Below are 19,906 nucleotides of genomic sequence, written 5' to 3'. Positions count from 1 at the left end.
TCCCGGTTTCGGCCGACCCGGTGAACACGACTCCGGAGATCCGCGTGCTGCACCTGCTCGACGGCGCGGTGCGTGCCCGGGGGGTCGCCGTGATCATCGACGTGTTCCGGGCGTTCAGCCTTGCGCCCTACGCGTTCATGCAGGGCGCCGCCACCCTCTTTCCGGTGGGTACGCCCGAGGAGGCGCTGGCGATGAAGGCGGCAGACCCGGCCCTGCTGCTGGCCGGTGAGCGCGACGGCCGGCCGCTGCCGGGCTTCGATTATTCGAATTCCCCCGCCGCCATGCGTCGGGCCGACCTGGCCGGCCGGCGACTCGCGTTGCGCACCAGCGCCGGCATCCAGGGACTGCTGGCAGCGGGCCAGGCGGAGGAAGTCATCACCGGCAGCTTCGTGAATGCGCCCGCCATCATCGCCTGGCTCCGGAATCGCGCGCCGCCCCGCATCTCGCTGGTGTGCATGGGATGGAACGGCAGCGAGAGGACGGCCGAGGACGAGGCCTGCGCCGAGTTTCTCACGGCCGGCCTGCGGGGCGAGGCGCCCGATCTCGAGCCGATCCGTCGGCGCTTGCGTGCGGACCCGTCCGGCGCCAAGTTTTTCGATCCGGCGCGGCCCTGGTTCCCGGCGGAGGATTTCGACGCATGCCTGCAGCTGTCCGCCTGGCCTTTCGTGCTGCGGCGCGGGCGCGATGAGAAGGGGCGCCTCTGCCTGGCGCCCGTGCCGGTGCCGGAAACCGCCCGAATCTCGGGCGAACGCTATAGTGGTGAGGACCTCCCCGCCCCGGGGGCGCTGACTGGAAAGAGAGATGAAGAAACAGGAAAACAAGAATAAAGCAGTCGATTCCGGCGCAGCGCTCTGTCCGGTGCACACGCCGGGAAGCGTCTATGCGCCGCCGCCCGGTCATCCGAAAGGCTGGTACACGCGGGAAGGCCGCCTGAAGCGCAAGGCTTACGAGGGGGAACTCGCCACCCTGCAGATCGAGCTCGTGAAGCTCCAGGAGTGGGTGCGGCACAAGAAGCTCAAGCTCGTCGTGATCTTCGAAGGTCGCGATGCGGCGGGCAAGGGCGGGGCGATCAAGCGGATCACGGAGAAGCTCAACCCGCGCGTGTGCCGGATCGCGGCGCTCCCCACTCCAACCGACCGGGAGCGAGGCCAGTGGTATTTCCAGCGCTACGTCTCGCACCTGCCGACCGGCGGCGAGATCGTGCTGTTCGATCGCAGCTGGTACAACAGGGCCCTCGTGGAACGGGTGATGGGCTTTTGCGACCACGAGGAATACCTCGAGTTCGCGCGGGCAGTGCCCGAGTTCGAGCGGATGCTGGTGCGTTCCGGCATCCTGCTGATCAAGTACTGGTTCTCGGTCAGCGACGAGGAGCAGGAGCGGCGTTTCCAGGCCCGCATCCACAGCGCGGAGAAACGCTGGAAACTCTCGCCGATGGATCTCGAATCACGTCGCCTGTATCGCGAGTATTCGCGGGCCAAGGACGACATGCTGGAGTTCGCCGATATTCCCGAAGCCCCCTGGTGGATGATCCCGGCGGACGACAAGCGCCGCGCACGCCTCAATTGCATCTCGCACCTGCTGTCGTCGGTTCCTTACGAGGACGTCATGCCGGATCCCCCGTCGTTGCCGCCGCGCGTCGAACATGATCCTTACGAGCGTCCGCCGATCGAGGAACGGAACTTCGTGCCGATCGTCTACTGAAGGCGGCTTGGCGATATCATAGGCAGGGCCCATTGACGAACTACGCAAGGAGATGACATGGCAAGCGAGGGTTACCACGAGGCCATCGGAGACCTGTCCGATGAAACACGCGATATGCATCGCGCCATCGTGTCGCTGATGGAAGAGCTCGAGGCCGTGGACTGGTATAACCAGCGTGCGGATGCGTGCAAGGATCCCGAACTCCGGGACATTCTTATCCACAATCGTGACGAGGAGAAGGAACACGCCGCGATGGTCCTGGAATGGATCCGCCGCCGCGATCCGTATTTCTCCAAGGAACTGAAGGAAAGGTTGTTCACCGAGGGACCGATCGGCCACGGGGACGAAGAGCACTGAGCACGCCCATGGAAGACGGCACGAGCAAGGCGCCGCCACGACAGGAAAACGTCTGGGCTTCGCTGGGAATCAATATCGTGATTCCGGCGGTGATCCTGATGAAATTTTCCGGGGCGTCTGCGCTCGGCCCCGTCGGCGGCCTGGTGGTGGCGCTGGCGTTTCCGCTCGGTTACGGGATCTACGATTTCCTGCGGCGGCGCGAGTGGAACTTCGTGTCGGTCCTGGGCTTCGTCAGCATCCTGCTGACCGGCGGGATCGGGCTGCTGGCGCTCGACCCGAAGTGGATCGCGGTCAAGGAAGCCGCGGTGCCCGCCACCATCGGCATCGCCGTCCTGCTGTCGCTGCGCACCCGTTTTCCGATCATCCGGACGTTCCTGTACAACGACAAGGTCATCCGCGTGGCGGACGTGGACGCCGCGCTCGACCGGGCCGGCAACCGTGCGGCCTTCGACCAGACCCTGGTCCATGCCTCCTGGATGCTCGCCGGCTCTTTTTTCCTGTCGTCCGTGTTGAACTTCGTCCTGGCGAAGCTGATCGTGAAGAGCCAGCCCGGCACGACCGCGTTCAACGAGGAGCTCGGGCGCATGACGGCCCTGTCCTACCCGGTCATCGTCATACCGTCTATGCTCATAATGATCGCGACGCTCTGGTACCTGTTCCACCGGATCCAGCGATTGACGGAACTCGACCTGGAACAGATTCTGAAGACCTGAGGAGAGCCGCATGAACGGATTTCTCGTCCGCATGCTGATCACCGCGGTATCGCTGTGGCTGGCCGCCCTGATCGTGCCGGGCATGCAACTGGCCGGCACATTGACTGTGCTCGGCGCTGCGCTCGTGCTGGGCATCGTCAATGCCTTCGTCCGCCCGGTGGTCATATTGCTCACGTTGCCCTTGACGATCGTGACGCTCGGCCTGTTCCTGCTGGTGGTCAACGCGATGATGCTGGGTCTCGTGTCGCTGCTGTTCGAGGGCTTCACGCTCGGTGGTTTCTGGAGCGCGATATTCGGTGCGCTCTTCGTGAGTTTTTTCAGCTGGCTGGGCTCGGCCTTCATCGGCGAGAGCGGGCGCTACGAAGTCATCGTCATGCGCCGCGACTAGCGTCGGCCGATGGCCCGCGCGCTGATCGTCACCCAGGCGACGCTGGCGAGAATGATCGCCGTGCCGCCGAGCTGCAAGGGACTGAGCGATTCGTCCAGCAGCCACCAGCCGAGCGCGGTCGCGATCGCCGGGTTCACGTAGGCGATCGTGCCGATTCGTGCCGGCGACGTCTGGTTGATCAGCCACATGTAGGTGGCGTAGGCGATGCACGAGCCGAACACCGTGAGATAGAGCAGGCCGCCGATCCCCGCGAGGGTCCACGACCACTCCGCCAGCTGCCCGTCGGCGATTCCTATGGCCGTGAGGATGCTGCCGCCCACCAGCATCTGGCAGGCCACGAACATCAGCGGCTTCATCGTCACGATCGCGTTGCGGCTGTGCATGACGCCCCATGACCAGGCCAGCGTGGACATGACGATGGCGGCCTTTGGCCACAGCAGCCCGGCGTCCGGCGCCATACCGTCCGGGTCCATCGGCCAGACCAGCAGCGCCGTGCCGCACAGGCCGGCGAACAGGCCGATTTTCGTCGCCCGACTGAGCGGTACGCCGCGCCGGCCGAAGGTGCCGAACCAGGCGGTGAACAGCGCGGAACTCGCGATGATCAACGCGGCCTGGTTGGAGGGCACCCATTGCTGCGCCCATGTGACGACGCCGTTGCCCAGCACGATGAAGGCGACCGCGAGCGTGGCGGCGGTGCGCCAGTCCGCTGCGGATCGCGGCAGTGGCTGGCCGCGCGACAGCGCGAGGGCGCCGAGCACCAGGCCGGCGATGATGAAGCGGACCCCGGCCAGCAGGCCCGGCGGCAGGTCCTGCACCGCGATGCCGATCGCCAGGTAGGTCGAGCCCCAGACCACGTAGACGATGGCGAAGGCGGCGAACAGGGCGATGCGGGGCGGCGTGGTGTCCATGCTGTTTCCGGGGCGACAGCGCGCATTGTACTGCCCGGCCGCTCCGCTGCGCAGGGGATCCGGAGCTGCCGCTATAATGCCGCAGCGTCCGGCTCCGGCGACGCTGCTCCGGGTATTCGAAAGAGAATGAGCAGGAGTTCCTTGCCATGAGCCACGGGGGGAAGACCGCATCAACGTGGACCACACGGTGGACGACCAGGTGATCGTTACGGCGACCCACGAGGCGTTGCCGCCAAACCATTCGAACTAGCTGACGGAGAGCAGACATGCCGATGAGAAAATTCCTGCTGGCCCTCGTGGCAGCCTCGGCCGCCGCGTTGATGGCTGCATGCGCGACGGGCCCCGCCGCGCCCGAACCCTCCGGCCCGGAAACGCCGGAAGACACCGATGTCCTGCCGCCGGCGGTCACGAGCCCCGTATTCGACCTCCCCCGCGAGGAGCGCGAACTGGCGAACGGACTGAAGGTCATCGTCGTCAAGACCGATTTCCCGGATATCGTCAGCCTGCAGATTCCGGTCCAGACCGGCTCCCGCAACGAGATCGAGCCGGGCAAGACGGGCTTTGCGCACTTCTTCGAGCACATGATGTTCCGCGGCACGAAAAACGTCTCGCCCGAAGAGTTCAACGCCGCCCTGAAGCGCGCCGGGGCGGACATCAACGCCTACACCACCGACGACTACACGAACTACCACATCGACTTCACCAAGGCGGACCTGGAGACGATCCTCGCGCTCGAGGCCGATCGCTTCATGAACCTCTCTTACGGGGAGGACGTGTTTCGCACCGAGGCGCTGGCCGTCAAGGGCGAGTACATCAAGAACAGCGCGAACCCGATCCGCAAGTTGTTCGAGCAGGTCCGCGCGGTGCATTACAAGGAACACACTTACCGCCACACCACCATGGGCTTTTTCGAGGACATCCTCGAGATGCCGGAGCAATACGAGTATTCGAAGATCTTTTTCGATCGCTGGTACCGGCCGGAGAACGCGGCGATCGTCCTCGTGGGCGATCTGGAGTTCGAGCCGACTTTCGCCCTCGTGGAGAAGTACTTCGGCCCCTGGGAACCCGGCAGCTATGAGGCGGAGATTCCCGTCGAGCCACCAGGCGCCGGGCCGAACTCGGTCTATATCCCGGTCGAAGCGGCCGCGCAGCCGTGGATAGGCGTCGCCTTCCGCGGCCCGGCGTTCGATCCGGCCGGAAAGGACATGGCCGCTGTGCAGGTCCTCGCGCAGCATTATTTTTCCGCCAACTCCGATCTCTATCGCAAGCTGGTGCTGGACCGGCAGGTCGTAGACCAGATGTTCTCCTACATGCCGATGAACCGCGATCCCGGGCTGTTCTGGGTGCTCGCCCGGATCAGCGACCCGGCGGCCGCGGCGGAGGTACGTGACGAGATTCTCGCCACCTTCGCCCGCGCGCGCACCGAGACGCTGTCGCCCGGCAAGCTGGCCCCGATCAAGGCGCGGATGCGCTACGGTTTCCTCGCCGGACTCGACAACTCCGTGGACATCGCCGGTGAACTGGCGAGCATCGTGCAGTACGACCGCACCGTGGAAACCGTGAACCAGCTTTATGCGAGCTACGCGGCCCTGGAGCCGGCCGACCTGGCTGCGGCGGCCAACCGGTATTTCACCGACGCCGTGCGCACCATCGGCGTCGTCGCCCAGGGCAACTCGCTGGCGGGTGTCGAGTCGGGCGGCCCGTTAGTGGATGAGCTGGTGGCCGCCGCGAGCGCGGGCGGAGAAGCCGCTTTCGAGCTGGTGGAGCGTCGCAGCGAGGCCTCGCCCCTGGTCGACGTCTCCTTCGTGTTTCGTGCCGGCGCGGCTCTCGATCCGCCCGGCAAGAAGGGCCTCGCGCAGCTGACCGCGATGATGCTCACGGAGGCCGGCTCGGCCCAGCGGCCAATCGACCAGATCAATGACGCGATGTATCCCATGGCCGCCGGCTTCGGCGCGCAGGTCGGCAAGGAAATGGTCCGCCTCGGCGGCACCGTCCACCGGGACAACCTCGATGCGTGGTATGCCCTGGCAACGGAACAGCTGCTGACGCCCGGCTGGCGCGAGGAGGACTTCGGTCGCCTCAAGAGCCAGCTGGTCAACGCCATCACGACCGACCTCGTGGCCAACAACGACGAGGAGCTGGGCAAGGAAGCGCTCTACCAGTTCATCTACGGCGCGGAGCATCCCTACGGCACGTTGACACTCGGCCGGGTCGAAGACGTCGAGGCATTGACGCTCGATGACGTGCAAGCCTTCTATGCCGAACACTATTCGCCGGCCCGGCTGACGGTGGGCCTGGCCGGCGGTTATCCTGCGGACTTCGCCGCCCGGCTGCGGCGTGACCTGGCGGCCCTGCCGGCCGGGACCGGCGCCCGGATGCCGGAACTGCCGGCGCCGCCGCCGATCGACGGCCACGAGGCGCTCATCGTCGAGAAAGCCACGATGGCGCACGCGGTGTCTTTCGGGTTTCCGATAGCCCTCGAACGGGGCGATCCCGACTGGGTGGCGCTCTGGCTGGCGACACAATGGCTCGGCCAGCATCGCAGCCAGAACGCGCACCTGTATGAGCGCATTCGCGAGCAGCGCGGCATGAACTATGGCGACTACGCCTACATCGAATACTTTCCGCGCGGCATGTACCTGACACAGCCGGAGCCGAACCTGTACCGCCGGCAGCAGATCTTCCAGGTCTGGCTGCGGCCGTTGACGGGGAACAACGAGGCGCATTTCGCCACCCGCGTGGCCATGTACGAGCTCGACAAGCTGATCGAGAACGGCCTGGGCGAAGAGCAGTTCGCCGCCACCCGTGAATTTCTCGACAAGTGGGTCGCCCAGCTCGTCAGTTCGCAGCCGGCCCTGCTCGGCTACGCCATCGACAGCGACTGGTACGGCACGCCGGACTTCACCGATTACGTACGCGCTGAACTGGCCCGGCTGACCGTCGCGGACGTCAACAGGGCCATTCGCGAGCACCTGACGACCGCAGACATCAAGTTCGTGTTCATCACGCCGGATGCGGCGGAGCTGCAGCAGCGGCTGATCGAAGATACGCCGTCGCCCATGAGCTATAACTCGCCGAAGCCCGAGTCCCTGCTCGCGGAGGACGCCGTCATCGAGGTGCTGCCGCTCGATTTCACTGCCGACGCGGTTCGGATCCGGCCGGCGGAGACGGTGTTCCGCCGCTAGTCAGGGCGCAGGACGAAACCCCGGGTCCGGCCACGCAACTGCGCGTGGTCGGATCCAGCCCTTTAGAGGAGATTGCCGATGAAAAACGAGATCGACGAGAAGACGCGCCAGGAGATCGAGGCCCAGGTGTTCCGCAAGCTGGTGGACCACCTGCGCGCCCATCCGGAGGTGCAGAACCTCGACCTCATGAACCTGGCGTATTTCTGCCGTAACTGCCTGTCGAAGTGGTATGCGGGTGCGGCGGCCGAAGCCGGCGTGACGCTCGACTACGACGAGGCGCGCGAGATCGTTTATGGCATGCCGTACGCGGAATACAAGCAGCGTCACCAGCGCGAAGCCACGCCCGAGCAGCTGGAGAAATTCGCCGTCGCGGAGCAGAAAGCGACGCCCTGAACCCGGGCGCGGCGGTGCCGGCTCTTTGGTCTGCGCCGTCGGCCGCTCAGCTCCCCGACTGCTCCTGTTCCTTCTGTTGCGCCTCCACTTCCTTGTGCCCCGGGACCATCACGCGCGCCATGACGATGCCGGCCTCGAACAGGATGTAGACCGGCACGGCGAGCAGCGTCTGGGAAATGATGTCCGGCGGCGTGAGGAGCATGCCCATGACGAAGGCGCCCAACAGCACGAAGGGTCTTTTCCTGGAGAGTTTTTCCGGGGTCGTGAAGCCGGCCCACACGGCCAGGACCGTCGCAACCGGCACTTCGAAAGCGAGGCCGAAAGCGAAGAACAGGGCGAGGACGAAATCGAGGTACGCGGCGATGTCGGTCATCATCGCGACGCCCGACGGGGTCGCCGCGGCGAAGAACGAGAACATCAGCGGGAACACCACGTAATAGGCGAACGCTACACCGCCGTAGAACAGCACGATGCTCGACGCCATCAGCGGCAGGATCAGCCGGCGTTCCTGCTTGTAGAGTCCCGGCGCGACGAACGCCCAGGTCTGGTAGAGCAGCATCGGCATGGCGAGGAACACGGCCGCGGCGAGCGCCAGCTTGAAGGGGGTCAGGAACGGCGACGCCACCTGGGTGGCGATCATGCTGGTGCCTTCGGGCAGGCGCGCCATCAGCGGGCCCGCCACCGTCGTGAAGATGAAGTCGGCGAACGGCGCGAGACAGACGAACAGCACGAGGACGGTGATCACCATCCTCATCACCCGGGTGCGGAGTTCGACGAGATGGGACAGGAGGGTGCCTTCGCCCTGGCCCTCAGTCCTTTTGGCTGCCGTCATCGCCGTGTTTCTCCGCGGTCTCTTGAACGTCGCGCTGCCTGGCGCGCGCACTTTCCATCGCCTCTTCCTGTGCGACCTGGGCGGCTTCCGCAGCCTCCTGCACCGGGGTTTTCGGTTCTGCGGGGGGCGACTTCGCCGGCTTCGCGGCCTCCTCCTTGGGTTTCGCTTCCTCGACCTCCCGGGCGAGTTCGCGTTCCACCTGCATGCGCAGGCTGCGCGCCATGAACTTGGCCCGGCCGGCCCAGTTGCCGATCGTGCTCACCATGCCGGGCAGCCGCTCCGGGCCCACGATGAGGAGGGCGAGCAGCATGATCAGCGACAGTTCCCAGAAGCCGATGTCGAACACCGGTCTCAGGCTCCGTTCTGATCCTTGTCCTTCACCTTGTTCTCCGGGAAGTCAGCATCCTCCTTGCGCTGGTCCTGGAGCTGTTCCTTCTTGGCGTCCGTTTCGCCGTCCTGCATCGAGTTGCGGAAGCCCTTCACGGCGCCGCCGAGATCGGAGCCAATGCCTTTCAGGCGCTTGGTGCCGAATATCAACACCACGATCAGCAGGATGATCAGGAGTTGCCAAAGACTGATACCACCGAGACCCATGAGATCCTCCGAATTGGCGGCCGGTAGCCGCATCGCTGGGCAGAGGCGCAATCATACGCTATGGATACCCTGCTCGCCGACATCTGGATCAACCCGCAGGGAAAATGTCACGGGCCCGTCATTGACCAGCGATACCTGCATGCGGGCGCCGAATCGTCCCGTCTCCACCGGACCGTGGGAAGCCCGGGCCTCGGCCACGAGGCGATCGAACAGGCGGCGCCCGGTCTCGGGCTCGGCCGCCGGCGCGAAGCTGGGCCGGGCGCCCTTGCGGGTATCCGCGGCGAGAGTGAACTGGGAGACGAGTAACAGCCCGCCGCCGGTGTCGGCGAGCGACAGGTTCATGCGTCCCGCCGGGTCCTCAAATACCCGGTAGGAGACGATCCGGGCTGCGAGGCGCGCGGCCTGCGATTCGGTGTCGCCGCGCTCGACGGCGACCAGCGCCAGCAAGCCCGGCCCGATCTGGCCGACGATGTCGTCCCCGACCCGGACCGAGGCGCGGGTCACGCGCTGGATCAGGCCGATCATGAGCTACCCCCAAAAGACATTATCGGTCCTCATAAGGCCCATGAATCCCACTCGGGGGAGAAGAAATCGGCAGTTAGCGCTTAATATATCCACATCGATCAAAACTTTGCTTTTAGTGGGAACCCAGCCCTTCTGTCGGCGATTCAGCCATTCCGGCCCCTCGTCCGGGGACGCCGGACGCGACAAGCAACGGGACTGTCACGTTGCGGTGATGTCCGTGTAACCCCCCGGCCGCATTGTGCCCGCGGGTCAACTGCGGAGGTCAGTCATGTCCGGAGTGCAGAATATTCGCCCGATGTCCTTCCGAACGCTATTCATTTCCGACATCCACCTCGGAACGCGCGGCTGCCAGGCCGACATGCTGCTCGATTTTCTTCGGTCCGTGCGTTGCGAAACGCTTTACCTGGTCGGTGACATCATAGACTTCTGGAGCATGCGGCGAGGGCTGTACTGGCCCCAGGCGCACAACGACGTATTGCGGACGGTGCTCGGCATGGCGCGGCACGGGACGCGTGTCGTGTACGTGCCCGGCAATCACGACGAACTGTTCCGCGATCATCTCGGCACCGTCTTCGGCAACGTGGAGATCCTGGAGCGCAGCATCCACGTCACCGCGGACGGCAGGCGGCTCCTGGTATTGCATGGCGACGAGTTCGACGGCGTCGTGCGCTGCAGTCCCTGGCTGGCGCGGCTTGGCGGCCATGCATACGACCTGTTGATCTCCCTGAATCGTCATCTGAACGCGGTGCGGCGTTATTTCGGCTACGGGTACTGGTCGCTCGCGGCCTTCCTGAAGCATCGCGTGAAGAACGCCGTGCAGTACATCGGCGATTTCGAGAATGCCGTGGTGCGCGCCGCCCGACAGGAAGGGGTGGACGGCCTCGTCTGCGGACATATCCATCGCCCGGAAGTGCGCATGGTCGACGGCGTGCTTTATTGCAACGACGGCGACTGGGTGGAGAGCTGTTCGGCACTCGCCGAGCACCGCGACGGCCGCATCGAGCTGTTGCACTGGGCCGAAATCCGCGCGCGGGAAGAGGCGGTGGTGCCGCTGGAGAGTGCGGCATGAAAATCGCGCTGGTCTCGGATGCCTGGCTGCCCCAGACCAACGGAGTGGTCCGGACCCTTGGTGAGACGACACGATGCCTGGAGGCCGCCGGTCACCAGGTACGGGCGGTCACGCCGCTGCCCTTCCACACGTTTCCTTGCCCGACGTATCCCGAGATCCGGCTGGCGGCGTGGCCCTGGGCCCGGGTCCGGCGCATCCTCGACGAGTTCCGGCCCGACGCGGTCCACATCGCGACCGAAGGCCCCATCGGCCTGGCCGGCCGACGCTGGTGCCGGCTGCGCGGACAGACGTTCACGACCTCGTTCCACACGCGTTTCCCGGAGTACGTGCGGCTCCGCGCGCCGGTGCCGCTGGCGTGGACCTGGCGCGTCCTGCGCTGGTTCCACGATGCCGGCGCGCGCACGCTGGTACCCACCACGACGCAGCAGGCGGAGCTCTCCTCGCGCGGCTTCCACAGCCCGGTGGTGTGGGGACGAGGCGTGGACACCGACCTGTTCCACCCGGCACGGCGCGATGCGCTGCCGGGACCCGGTCCCCACCTGATGTACCTGGGACGCGTGGCCGTGGAGAAGAACATCGAGGCCTTCCTGCAGCTGGATGGGCCGGGGACGCGCTGGGTCGTCGGCGGCGGCCCTGCGCTGGATTCGTTCCGCCAGGCCTGGCCGGGGGTCAACTTCGTCGGCCCGAAGTACGGTGTCGAACTGGCGACGCTCCTGGCTTCGGCCGACGTCTTCGTGTTCCCGAGCCGGACCGACACCTTCGGCATCGTGCTGCTCGAGGCCATGGCCTGCGGCCTGCCGGTGGCGGCCTATCCGGTGGACGGGCCGCGCGACGTCGTGCGCCATGGCGAGACCGGGATTCTCGACGAGGATCTTGCGACCGCGGTGCGAGGCGCGCTGGAACTGGATCGGGCGGCATGCCGTCGCCAGGCGCTGGAACACACCTGGGAACGGGCCACCGAGCAGTTCTGCACGCATCTCGTCGCCGCCTGAGCGCTTGCGGTCGCCGTCAGCCCTTGTCCCCGCCGGACTTCTGCAGGCGCTTCAGGAACACCCGCATTTCCTTCGCCGCCTGGACATCGCCCTTGTCCTCGGCCGCTGCAATCCCCAGCGTCCAGCATCGCTCCGCTTCGTCGTCCCGCTCGAGTTCCAGCAGCGCCTTGCCGAGCAGCTTCCAGGCTGCGGAATAGGCCGGATCGTGCTCCACCGCCCGGCGGAGGTGGACCGCGGCGGCCGAGGCGTCGCCTTCCTTGAGACACGCGCTGCCGAGCGAAAATCTCAACACGGCATCGTCCCGCCCGCTCGCCAGCATTTTCTCCAGCGCCGCTCGCATCAGCGCCGCCAGAATTCCGGTGTGAACAGCACGAGGAGCGTGAAAATCTCGAGCCGCCCGAGAATCATCGCCAGGATCCCGACCCACTGCGCGGCCTCCGGCACGGTGCCGAAAGTCGAGCTCACCTCGCCCAGGCCCGGGCCGAGGTTGTTCAGCGTCGCCGCGATGGACGAGAACGCCGTGATCTGGTCGAGGCCGATGAACATCATCAGCGCCATGAGGAAGCCGAACACGATGATGTAGACCGAGAAGAATCCCCACACCGCCTCGGCGACGCGGGTCGGCACCGCGCGCTCGCCGAGGCGCACGGTCATCACGGCGTTCGGGTGCAGGAGGCGCGCGAGTTCGCGCCAGCCCTGCTTGACGATCAGCAGCCAGCGCAGCACTTTCATCCCGCCGGCCGTGGACCCCGCGCAGCCGCCGATGAAGCTCGCCAGGATCAGCAACACCGGCAAGGCGCCCGGCCAGGCCGAAAAATCGGCCGAGGCGAAGCCGGTGGTGGTGCCCACCGAAACGGACTGGAAGACGGCCTTGGTCATGGATTCGCCCGGCGTGTGGTGGCCCTTGATGGCCAGGTAGCCGGCAATGATGCCGATCAGCACGGCCTGCAGGAGCATGAAGGCGCGGAACTCGGGATCCTGGAAATAGCCGTTGATGGCGGCGCCCAGGGAGACCTTGCGGCGGTGCGGCCAGCGAAAGCGCGGCAGGCCGGCGCCGCGCTCCAGGCGGATATCCGGAATGACGCGGCGCATGGCGTAAAAATGCAGCGCAAAGCTGGTCGCGCCGAGAAACATGAACAGCGCGCCCAGCCATTCCAGCAGGGCGCTGTCGAAATACGCGAAGCTGGCGTCGTGGGTCGAGAACCCCGCCGTTGCGACAGAGGAAAACGCGTGGCAGACGGCGTCGAACCATGTCATGCCGGCGAGCCGGTACGAGAGCGCACACACCGCCGTGAGCCCGACATAGGTGATCCACAGGGCCTTCGCGGTCTCCGTGATGCGCGGCGTCAGCTTGGTGTCCTTCATCGGCCCGGGTGTCTCGGCCCGGTACAGCTGCATGCCGCCGACGCCCAGCACGGGCAGGATCGCCACGGCGAGGACGATGATGCCCATCCCCCCGAACCACTGGGTCTGCTGGCGGTACCAGAGCACCGAGCGCGGCAGCGTGTCGAGGCCCACGAGCACCGTGGCACCGGTGGTCGTGAAACCGGAGACGGATTCGAACACGGCCTCCGTGAAGCTCATGATCGGGATTTCGACGAGCAGCAGGGGAATGGCGCCGGCGAGGCCGAGCAGCACCCAGAAGCCCGCCACCACCAGGAAGCCGTCGCGAATGCGCAGTTCCGCACGATGGCGGCGCAGCGGAAGGAAGATGGCGAGTCCCGTTGCCAGGATGATGGCGAAGGCTTGGGCGAATGCCAGCCAGGCGCCGTCGTTGTAGAACCAGGAGACGGCCACCGGCGGCAGCATCGTCAGGCTGAACAGGGCGAGCAACAGCCCGAGGATCCGCGTGACGACGAGAATGTTCAACGCGCGCCGTCCGTCATCAGGTGTAGGTCACGCTTACCTGGAACAACTTTTCCACCGCCGGGATCTGGCTGCGATCGGTGAGGAAAAGGATGACGTGGTCCTCGGCCTGGATCTCCGTCGTGCGGTGCGCCATGAGGACGTTGTTGTCGCGCACGATCGCGCCGATGGTGGTGCCGGGCGGCAGCGGCACTTCTTCCACTCTCTTGCCCACCACGCGCGAGGTCCGGGTATCGCCGTGTGCGACGGCCTCGATTGCCTCGGCCGCGCCACTGCGCAGGGCGTGCACCTGGCCGACGTCGAGGCGCATGCCGCGCACTTTCGCCAGCAGTGCGCTGAGCGTGATCTCCTGCGGCGAGACGGCGATATCGACGTACTGGTCCTCGACCAGTTTCGCGTAGGACGGCCGGTTGATCAGCGCGATCACGCGCGACGCGCCCATGCGCTTGGCGAGAAAGGAGGACAGGATGTTGGCCTCCTCGGCGCTGGTGAGCGCGCAGAATACGTCGACCCTGTCGATGTTCTCTTCCATCAACAGGTTCTCGTCGACGGCGTCGCCCGTGAGCACCACGGCGTGCTTCAGCCGTTCAGCGATGTAGCGCGCCCGGTCGTGGTCCCGCTCGATGACCTTCACGCGGTTGGTGTTCTCCAGGCGCCGGGCCAGCTCGAAGCCGATGTGCCCGCCGCCGGCGATGATGATGCTGCGCGCGGGATGCTCGAGCTTCAGCAGCTCGCTCATCATGACGCGGATGTCCTTGCGGGCCGCGAGGAAGAACACCAGGTCGTTGGCGCGGATGACGGTGTCGCCTTCCGGCAGGATGGTCTCGTAGACGGGCTCCTCGTTGCCGACCGGCGCGATCGCGCTGCGGCGATAGATGGCGGCGACGCGCGTGTCGGTGTGCGGGATGTGGCGGCGCAGTTCCCGCAGTTCCTGCCCGATCAGGGGGCCGCCGTCCTTCGCCATCACGCCGACGAGCCGCACCTTGCCGTCGGCGAAGTCCAGCACCTGGTGGGCGCCGGGATAGTGGATCAGCTGCTCGATGTGCTCGGTGACCAGCTGCTCGGGGCTGATGATCGTGTCCACGGGAATCGTCTTGGTGGTGAACAGTTCCTGGCGCGAGGTGTACTCGGCGGCGCGGATGCGCGCGATGCGCACGGGCGTGCGGTACAGGCTGTACGCGATCTGGCAGGCGATCATGTTGGTTTCGTCGCTGTCGGTCAGCGCGACGAGGATGTCCGCGTCCGCGGCGCCGGCCTGGTCCAGCACCCGCGGATGGGAGGCGTGTCCCTCGACGGTGCGGATGTCGAGGCGGTCCTGGAGTTCCCGCAGGTGGCGGCCGTTGAGGTCCACCACGGTGATCTCGTTTTCCTCGGAAAGCGATTCGGCGGCCGTGGAACCGACGGTGCCCGCGCCGAGAATGAGGATTTTCATAGTGCTTGTCGTCCGGCCTGGGCGGCGCTGCCGATGTTACATCACTTCCAGCCGCGCGTAGGCCAGCACCAGCCACTTCGGGCCCGCATGCTCGAAGTTGACCTGCACCCGGGCATGGCTGCCGTGGCCCTCGTGGTTGAGGATCACGCCCTCGCCGAATGACGCGTGGCGGACGCGCTGCCCGAGCGAGATCCCGGCCGGGGGTTCGTCGCGAAACCGGCCGCTCGGCGCGGCGGCCGGGCGCGTCACCCGCGCGGCGGGCCGGACCTCCTCGACGAGTTCGGCGGGCAACTCGCCGATGAAACGCGACGGAATGCCGTAGTTGTCCACGCCATGCAGGCGGCGTTGCTCTGCATAACTCAGGTAAAGCTCGCGCATCGCGCGGGTCGCGCCCACGTAGGCCAGGCGCCGCTCCTCCTCGAGGCCGTCCGCGTCGAGCAGGCTGCGCTTGTGCGGAAACAGGCCGTCCTCCAGCCCGGCCAGGAACACGACGGGGAACTCGAGGCCCTTGGCCGAATGCAGGGTCATCAGCTGCACGCAGTCTTCCCACGCGCCCCCCTGCCCCTCGCCGGCTTCGAGCGCGGCGTGGGCGAGGAATTCGTCCAGCGGCCGCATCTCGCTGTCCGGCTCGGGATCGAAACCGCGCGCCGCGCTGACGAGCTCCTCGAGGTTCTCCACCCGGGCCTCGCCGCGTTCCCCTTTTTCCTTGCCGTGGTGGGCGATGAGACCACTGGCCTGGATGACGTGATCGACCTGCTCGTGCAACGGCAGGCCGCGGGTGTCCCGGTCCAGCGCCTCGATAAGGGCGAGAAACGCGTGCAGGGCCTGGGCCGCCCGTGCGGTCAGCCCGTCCGAGATCAACGCCCCCGCCGCGCGCCACATGGAGGTGGTGTTGGCGCGGGCGTATTCGCGCAACAGCTCCAGCGTGCGGGCGCCGATCCCGCGCGTCGGCAGGTTCACGACCCGCTCGAAAGCCGAATCGTCGTCACGATTGGCGCTGAGGCGCAAATAGGCGAGCGCGTCCTTGATCTCCGCCCTTTCGAAGAAGCGCAGTCCCCCGTAGACGCGGTAGGGAATACGCGCCTGGATGAGCGCCTCTTCGAACACCCGCGACTGCGCATTGGAGCGGTAGAGCACCGCCATCTCGCTGTTCGCGGCGCCCTGCTCGACGGCGGCGCGGATGCGGTTGACGACGAACTCCGCCTCGTCGCGTTCGTTGTAGGCCGTGTACAGTCGGATCGGCTCCCCGGCGTGTCCCGCCGTCCACAGCTTCTTGCCGAGCCGCTCCCGGTTGTTCGCGATGAGGGCATTGGCCGCGTTGAGGATGTTGCCGGTCGAGCGGTAGTTCTGCTCGAGGCGCACGAGGCGCGTCCCCGGGAAGTCCTTGCGGAAGCGCCGGATGTGCTCGACCCGCGCACCCCGCCAGCCATAGATGCTCTGGTCGTCGTCGCCGACGATGAAGGGCTTGCCTGCCTTGCCTGCGAGCAGGCGCAGCCAGGCGTACTGGATGGCGTTGGTGTCCTGGAACTCGTCCACCAGCAGGTGCCGGAAGCGGCGCTGGTAGTGGTCCAGCAGGCTCGCGTCGTCCCGCCACAGCTCGAACGCGCGCAGCAGCAGCTCCGCGAAATCGACCAGCCCGCTTTGTTCGCACTGCGCCTGGTAGGCCTCGTAGATGCGGATGAAGACGCGGCGATTGGGGTCGTCGCCCGCTTCGAGGTGCGCCGCGCGCAGGCCCTCGTCCTTGCGCGCGTTGATGAACCACTGCACCTCGCGGGGCACGTAGCGGTTCTCGTCGAGCTCCATGGACTTCAGCAGGCGCCGGATCAGGCGCAGCTGGTCCTCGGAATCCAGCACCGTGAAAGCCTGCGGCAGCTTCGCCTCGCGCCAGTGCAGGCGCAGCAGGCGATGTGCAAGGCCGTGGAAGGTGCCGACCCAGAGGTTGCCTGCCGGCATGCCGAGCAACGCTTCGATGCGTCCGCGCATTTCCGCCGCGGCCTTGTTGGTGAAGGTCACGGCCAGCACGCCCCAGGGCGAGACGTTTTCCACCTGCACGAGCCAGGCGATGCGATGCACGAGCACGCGCGTCTTGCCGCTCCCGGCGCCGGCCAGCACCAGCACGGGCGCATCGGCGGGCGCCGTCACGGCTTCGCGCTGGGCGTCGTTCAGGGGGTCGAGGATGGGGGTGATATCCATACGTCGCATTGTACCCGCCATGCTTCCCTGGCCGCGGGTCAGGCCCAGCTTCGCGGAAGATCGGAGGTCTGTCCGCGGCGGGCCATGACAGGGTCCCGCTCGCTTGGAAGTCTGATGCCGCTCGCAGGACCCTGTCATACCCCGCCGCCGTGACCGCCGCGTCGGCGAGGCACGGATGGCATCGGTCTGGCCGTTATCCACTTGTCAGCCGAAGCGGGTCCTTCCTGCTCGCCAGACCACCATGAGACCGGGACCCGCCTTGACCTTGGGTCGGCTGTGATAGAGAGGCCGATGGAGACAAAGTACGTATATGGGCGAATTTTCCTACAAAAGGAGGTTCTGGTACCTTTTCGACACCTCGGGGCGGCCCTCAGCTGCCACAGCACGTATCCTGGATTGGGAGACAGTTATGCGGGTCTATAACGCCGACGGTTACCCGATGCCGGATTCTATGTTCCTCGTGACCTGGGGAGAGCTGGCCCTGGTCGGCGGGGTCGGGCTTTGGGTCGGGCTCTCTTTGGGACGGCTTATGGTCTCGAAGCGATGGAACAACTGGGGCGAGTACGTGAGCATCTTCCTCGCGCTGTCCTGCCTCGGGTGGTGGGCCTGGCTAAAATTCTTCTACTTTGTTCCAGGCAGTTAGGATCGATGACGCCCCGCGAAGGGGGACTCGTCAAGCGGTTCTGATGAGGGATACGCCGGGCGACTGGAAAATAGTAAGCCTGCCCGGTGAGGGAGTCGGCATTGTGGCGGCGGCCAGCGCTGCGGTAGCGGGCGTGAGTATTACGGCGAACTGGAGAGCGCGTAATGCAACTTATCCCGGCTCGGGCAGCTATTGCTCCGGTTTTTAGGGAAGACGGAACGCAACTCCCGTCTTGGCTGGTGCTCCTGCATCCCTTCGAGTTCCTGGCCTACCTCTTCAGCAGGCGTCAGCGGCAGCGGTAGGCGGTGGCCGTGCCGAGTTCCCCGGCGAGTCGCACGGCGGCGCAGCCGCTGTAATCGGTGCGCGGAAAGACGTCGGCGGGACAATAGCCGGCGATGTGCTCCGGCGGCAGCCCGATCGCAAGGGGCGGCTTGCGTGGCGCCAGTTCGACGCCGTCGATCTCGCGCTGGGTACGGATTTCGCCGAGCAGGGTCGCGGCGCGCTCGCAGGCCGCATCGATACCCTCGTCACGCGCCTGGAAGCTGGTCAGTGCGGCCGACATTGCGCCGGGCGGGAGCCCGGCCTCGTACTCGGCGATCATCAGCCAGGCGAGCGCGGAATAGGCCAGCGGCTGCTCCCGACGTGCGATCTCCAGCACGTCTTCACGCTCGTCATCGTTGATCACCATCCAGCGCGCGACCTCGCGATAGAAATACCCGAGCTTGTAAGCGGCGTAGGCTGAGCCGTGCACGACGGCCTTGCGATACCACTCCACGGCCACCAGGGGCATTTCCGGCCCGACGTTCGCCGCCAGGAATTGCATGGCCCAGACGTCGCCGTTCTCCGCAAGCTCCAGCAGGCGCTCCGCGGACATCGTGCGGTACTGCCGTTCCAGGGGCTCGCCCCGCACGCTGGTGTAGGTCCTCGGCGGGAAGCCCCGGGTCCGGGCCCAGGCCTCGATCTCTTCGGTGCTGGTGCCGAGCGCCGCCAGCATCGCCTCGTATTCCTCGTCCGTCTCGATTTCGAAAAGGGGCAGCGCGTCGTCTCCGGCCTGCGTGATGGTCGCTTCGGGTGGCGTGCTGGCGGCTTCGGGAGGCGTCTCGATCTCGACGCTCCGCGTCTCGGGTGCGGCCGAGTCCCTGAAGACCAGGAAGATCGCCGCGGTGACGGAGACGACGAACACGACGAACAGGAGGGGCAGATAACGCTTCATCACCACCTCAACCCGACAACAGCGGGACGTAGTGGTCGGCCAGCAGGAACGAAAAAATCCCCATCAGGTAAGTGATGGAATAACTGAAAGTCTTCATCGGCAGTTCCGGCCGGTCCGAGCACATCATCGCGATAGCGTAGTACAGGAAGCCGCCGCCGAAACCCACCGCGCCGACGAGATACAGCCAGCCGCTCATGCCGGTCAGCCAGGGCAGCAGTCCGACCACGAACAACAGGATCGTGTAGAGCAGGATCTGCAGGCGGGTGAATTCCACGCCGTGGGTGACCGGCATCATCGGGATGTTCACCTGCGCGTATTCGTCCTTGCGGGCGATCGCGAGCGCCCAGAAATGCGGCGGCGTCCAGGTGAAGATGATCAGGAACAGCAGCAGCGCGTGGGCATGGACCTCGCCCGTGATGGCGACCCAGCCGAGGACCGGCGGTGCGGCGCCGGCGGCGCCGCCGATGACGATGTTCTGCGGCGTGGCGCGCTTCAGGAAGCCGGTGTAGATGATCGCGTAGCCGATCAGGCTGGCGAAGGTCAGCACGGCCGTGAGCGGGTTCACCAGGAACCACAGCATCAGCATGGACACGATGCCGAGCGCCGTGGCGAACATGAGCGCTTCCATCTCGGTCAGGTGCCCGGTCGGCAGCGGGCGGCGCCGGGTGCGCCGCATGACGGCGTCGATCCGCGCATCTAGCACGTGGTTGATGGCCGCCGCGGAGGAGGCGGCGAGGCCGATGCCCAGGGTGCCGAACAGCAGCTTGTCCAGCGGCACGAGCCCCGGTACGGCGAGGAACATTCCCACCACGGCGGTGAACACGATGAGGCTCACGACCTTCGGCTTGCACAGCTCCAGGTAGTCGCCGAGCCGGGCGACGATTCCCGCAGAAGGCAGTTTC

Annotated in this window: 21 protein-coding genes; 10 read left to right on the top strand and 11 right to left on the bottom strand. The window is 66.2% G+C overall.

Annotated elements, in window-relative coordinates:
- The first annotated feature begins 20 nt into the window (after positions 1–20).
- The 5 genes from G6032_RS14155 to G6032_RS14135 are packed head-to-tail and all read left to right on the top strand — an operon-like array spanning position 21 to position 3,159.
- Positions 21–827 (top strand): 2-phosphosulfolactate phosphatase, encoded by an 807-nt coding sequence (locus G6032_RS14155; RefSeq protein ID WP_165282789.1) that lies wholly within the window; start codon positions 21–23, stop codon positions 825–827.
- A complete protein-coding gene (ppk2, locus tag G6032_RS14150; protein ID WP_165282788.1) occupies positions 802–1,701 on the top strand; it encodes a polyphosphate kinase 2 in 900 nt (299 codons plus the stop codon). The genes G6032_RS14155 and ppk2 overlap by 26 nt, the downstream gene beginning before the upstream one ends.
- 57 nt (positions 1,702–1,758) lie before the next feature.
- Positions 1,759–2,058: an encapsulin-associated ferritin-like protein gene (locus G6032_RS14145; protein ID WP_165282787.1), complete on the top strand. Its 300-nt coding sequence runs from the start codon at positions 1,759–1,761 to the stop codon at positions 2,056–2,058.
- 8 nt (positions 2,059–2,066) lie between these two features.
- Positions 2,067–2,771 carry a VC0807 family protein gene (locus tag G6032_RS14140; protein ID WP_165282786.1) on the top strand — a complete coding sequence of 235 codons (705 nt, stop codon included), beginning with the start codon at positions 2,067–2,069 and terminating at the stop codon, positions 2,769–2,771.
- A 10-nt stretch (positions 2,772–2,781) separates the two neighbouring features.
- A complete protein-coding gene (locus G6032_RS14135; RefSeq protein WP_165282785.1) occupies positions 2,782–3,159 on the top strand; it encodes a phage holin family protein in 378 nt (125 codons plus the stop codon).
- On the opposite strand, the gene G6032_RS14130 is transcribed toward G6032_RS14135, so the two are convergent.
- On the bottom strand, positions 3,156–4,067 hold the full coding sequence (locus G6032_RS14130; RefSeq protein WP_165282784.1) for an EamA family transporter: 912 nt from the start codon (positions 4,065–4,067) through the stop codon (positions 3,156–3,158). The two genes, G6032_RS14135 and G6032_RS14130, sit on opposite strands and share 4 nt — an antisense overlap.
- A 266-nt stretch (positions 4,068–4,333) precedes the next feature.
- Between G6032_RS14130 and G6032_RS14125 the strand changes: the two genes are divergently transcribed.
- Positions 4,334–7,252 (top strand): M16 family metallopeptidase, encoded by a 2,919-nt coding sequence (locus G6032_RS14125; RefSeq protein WP_165282783.1) that lies wholly within the window; start codon positions 4,334–4,336, stop codon positions 7,250–7,252.
- Between the two features lie 90 nt (positions 7,253–7,342).
- The gene (locus tag G6032_RS14120) at positions 7,343–7,645 is read left to right on the top strand and encodes a DUF1244 domain-containing protein (protein WP_346763829.1); all 303 of its coding nucleotides are present in this window, start codon (positions 7,343–7,345) and stop codon (positions 7,643–7,645) included.
- A gap of 46 nt (positions 7,646–7,691) precedes the next feature.
- Here the strand turns inward: G6032_RS14120 and tatC are convergent, their stop codons facing one another.
- Genes tatC through dtd form a run of 4 tightly spaced genes read right to left on the bottom strand, consistent with a single transcriptional unit; the run spans position 7,692 to position 9,596 of the window.
- The gene (gene tatC / locus G6032_RS14115) at positions 7,692–8,477 is read right to left on the bottom strand and encodes a twin-arginine translocase subunit TatC (protein ID WP_165282781.1); all 786 of its coding nucleotides are present in this window, start codon (positions 8,475–8,477) and stop codon (positions 7,692–7,694) included.
- Positions 8,455–8,823 carry a Sec-independent protein translocase protein TatB gene (tatB, locus tag G6032_RS14110; RefSeq protein WP_165282780.1) on the bottom strand — a complete coding sequence of 123 codons (369 nt, stop codon included), beginning with the start codon at positions 8,821–8,823 and terminating at the stop codon, positions 8,455–8,457. Before tatB ends, tatC begins: the two co-directional genes overlap by 23 nt.
- Positions 8,824–8,828: 5 nt before the next feature.
- Positions 8,829–9,071, bottom strand: coding sequence for a Sec-independent protein translocase subunit TatA (tatA, locus tag G6032_RS14105; RefSeq protein WP_165282779.1), 243 nt, complete (start codon positions 9,069–9,071; stop codon positions 8,829–8,831).
- 51 nt (positions 9,072–9,122) lie between these two features.
- Positions 9,123–9,596, bottom strand: a complete 474-nt coding sequence (gene dtd, locus G6032_RS14100) for a D-aminoacyl-tRNA deacylase (protein ID WP_165282778.1) — start codon at positions 9,594–9,596, stop codon at positions 9,123–9,125.
- A 268-nt stretch (positions 9,597–9,864) separates the two neighbouring features.
- On the opposite strand from dtd, the gene G6032_RS14095 reads away from it, so the two are divergent.
- A complete protein-coding gene (locus G6032_RS14095) occupies positions 9,865–10,665 on the top strand; it encodes a UDP-2,3-diacylglucosamine diphosphatase (protein WP_165282777.1) in 801 nt (266 codons plus the stop codon).
- Entirely contained in the window at positions 10,662–11,657 is a 996-nt protein-coding gene (locus tag G6032_RS14090) for a glycosyltransferase family 1 protein (protein ID WP_206211993.1), read from the top strand. The genes G6032_RS14095 and G6032_RS14090 overlap by 4 nt, the downstream gene beginning before the upstream one ends.
- A 16-nt stretch (positions 11,658–11,673) precedes the next feature.
- On the opposite strand, the gene G6032_RS15510 is transcribed toward G6032_RS14090, so the two are convergent.
- Genes G6032_RS15510 through uvrD form a run of 4 tightly spaced genes read right to left on the bottom strand, consistent with a single transcriptional unit; the run spans position 11,674 to position 17,148 of the window.
- On the bottom strand, positions 11,674–11,997 hold the full coding sequence (locus G6032_RS15510; protein WP_206211992.1) for a tetratricopeptide repeat protein: 324 nt from the start codon (positions 11,995–11,997) through the stop codon (positions 11,674–11,676).
- The gene (locus G6032_RS14085; RefSeq protein WP_165282776.1) at positions 11,997–13,526 is read right to left on the bottom strand and encodes a TrkH family potassium uptake protein; all 1,530 of its coding nucleotides are present in this window, start codon (positions 13,524–13,526) and stop codon (positions 11,997–11,999) included. Before G6032_RS14085 ends, G6032_RS15510 begins: the two co-directional genes overlap by 1 nt.
- A gap of 16 nt (positions 13,527–13,542) precedes the next feature.
- On the bottom strand, positions 13,543–14,955 hold the full coding sequence (gene trkA, locus G6032_RS14080; RefSeq protein WP_165282775.1) for a Trk system potassium transporter TrkA: 1,413 nt from the start codon (positions 14,953–14,955) through the stop codon (positions 13,543–13,545).
- A gap of 36 nt (positions 14,956–14,991) precedes the next feature.
- Positions 14,992–17,148: a DNA helicase II gene (uvrD, locus tag G6032_RS14075; RefSeq protein ID WP_165282885.1), complete on the bottom strand. Its 2,157-nt coding sequence runs from the start codon at positions 17,146–17,148 to the stop codon at positions 14,992–14,994.
- A gap of 409 nt (positions 17,149–17,557) precedes the next feature.
- Here uvrD and G6032_RS14070 point away from each other — a divergent pair, with 409 nt between their 5' ends.
- Positions 17,558–17,791, top strand: a complete 234-nt coding sequence (locus G6032_RS14070; protein ID WP_165282774.1) for a hypothetical protein — start codon at positions 17,558–17,560, stop codon at positions 17,789–17,791.
- 286 nt (positions 17,792–18,077) lie between these two features.
- Here the strand turns inward: G6032_RS14070 and G6032_RS14065 are convergent, their stop codons facing one another.
- Together G6032_RS14065 and cyoE are read right to left on the bottom strand one after the other, a co-directional pair.
- Positions 18,078–19,004 (bottom strand): hypothetical protein, encoded by a 927-nt coding sequence (locus G6032_RS14065; RefSeq protein WP_165282773.1) that lies wholly within the window; start codon positions 19,002–19,004, stop codon positions 18,078–18,080.
- 7 nt (positions 19,005–19,011) lie between these two features.
- Positions 19,012–19,902 carry a heme o synthase gene (gene cyoE, locus G6032_RS14060; protein WP_165282884.1) on the bottom strand — a complete coding sequence of 297 codons (891 nt, stop codon included), beginning with the start codon at positions 19,900–19,902 and terminating at the stop codon, positions 19,012–19,014.
- Positions 19,903–19,906 lie beyond the last annotated feature (4 nt).

The organism is Wenzhouxiangella sp. XN24 (genome assembly GCF_011064545.1).
Classification (GTDB): domain Bacteria; phylum Pseudomonadota; class Gammaproteobacteria; order Steroidobacterales; family XN24; genus XN24.
The sequence above is the reverse complement of the archived record's forward strand: the minus strand, read 5'-3'. Positions and strand labels throughout refer to the sequence as shown.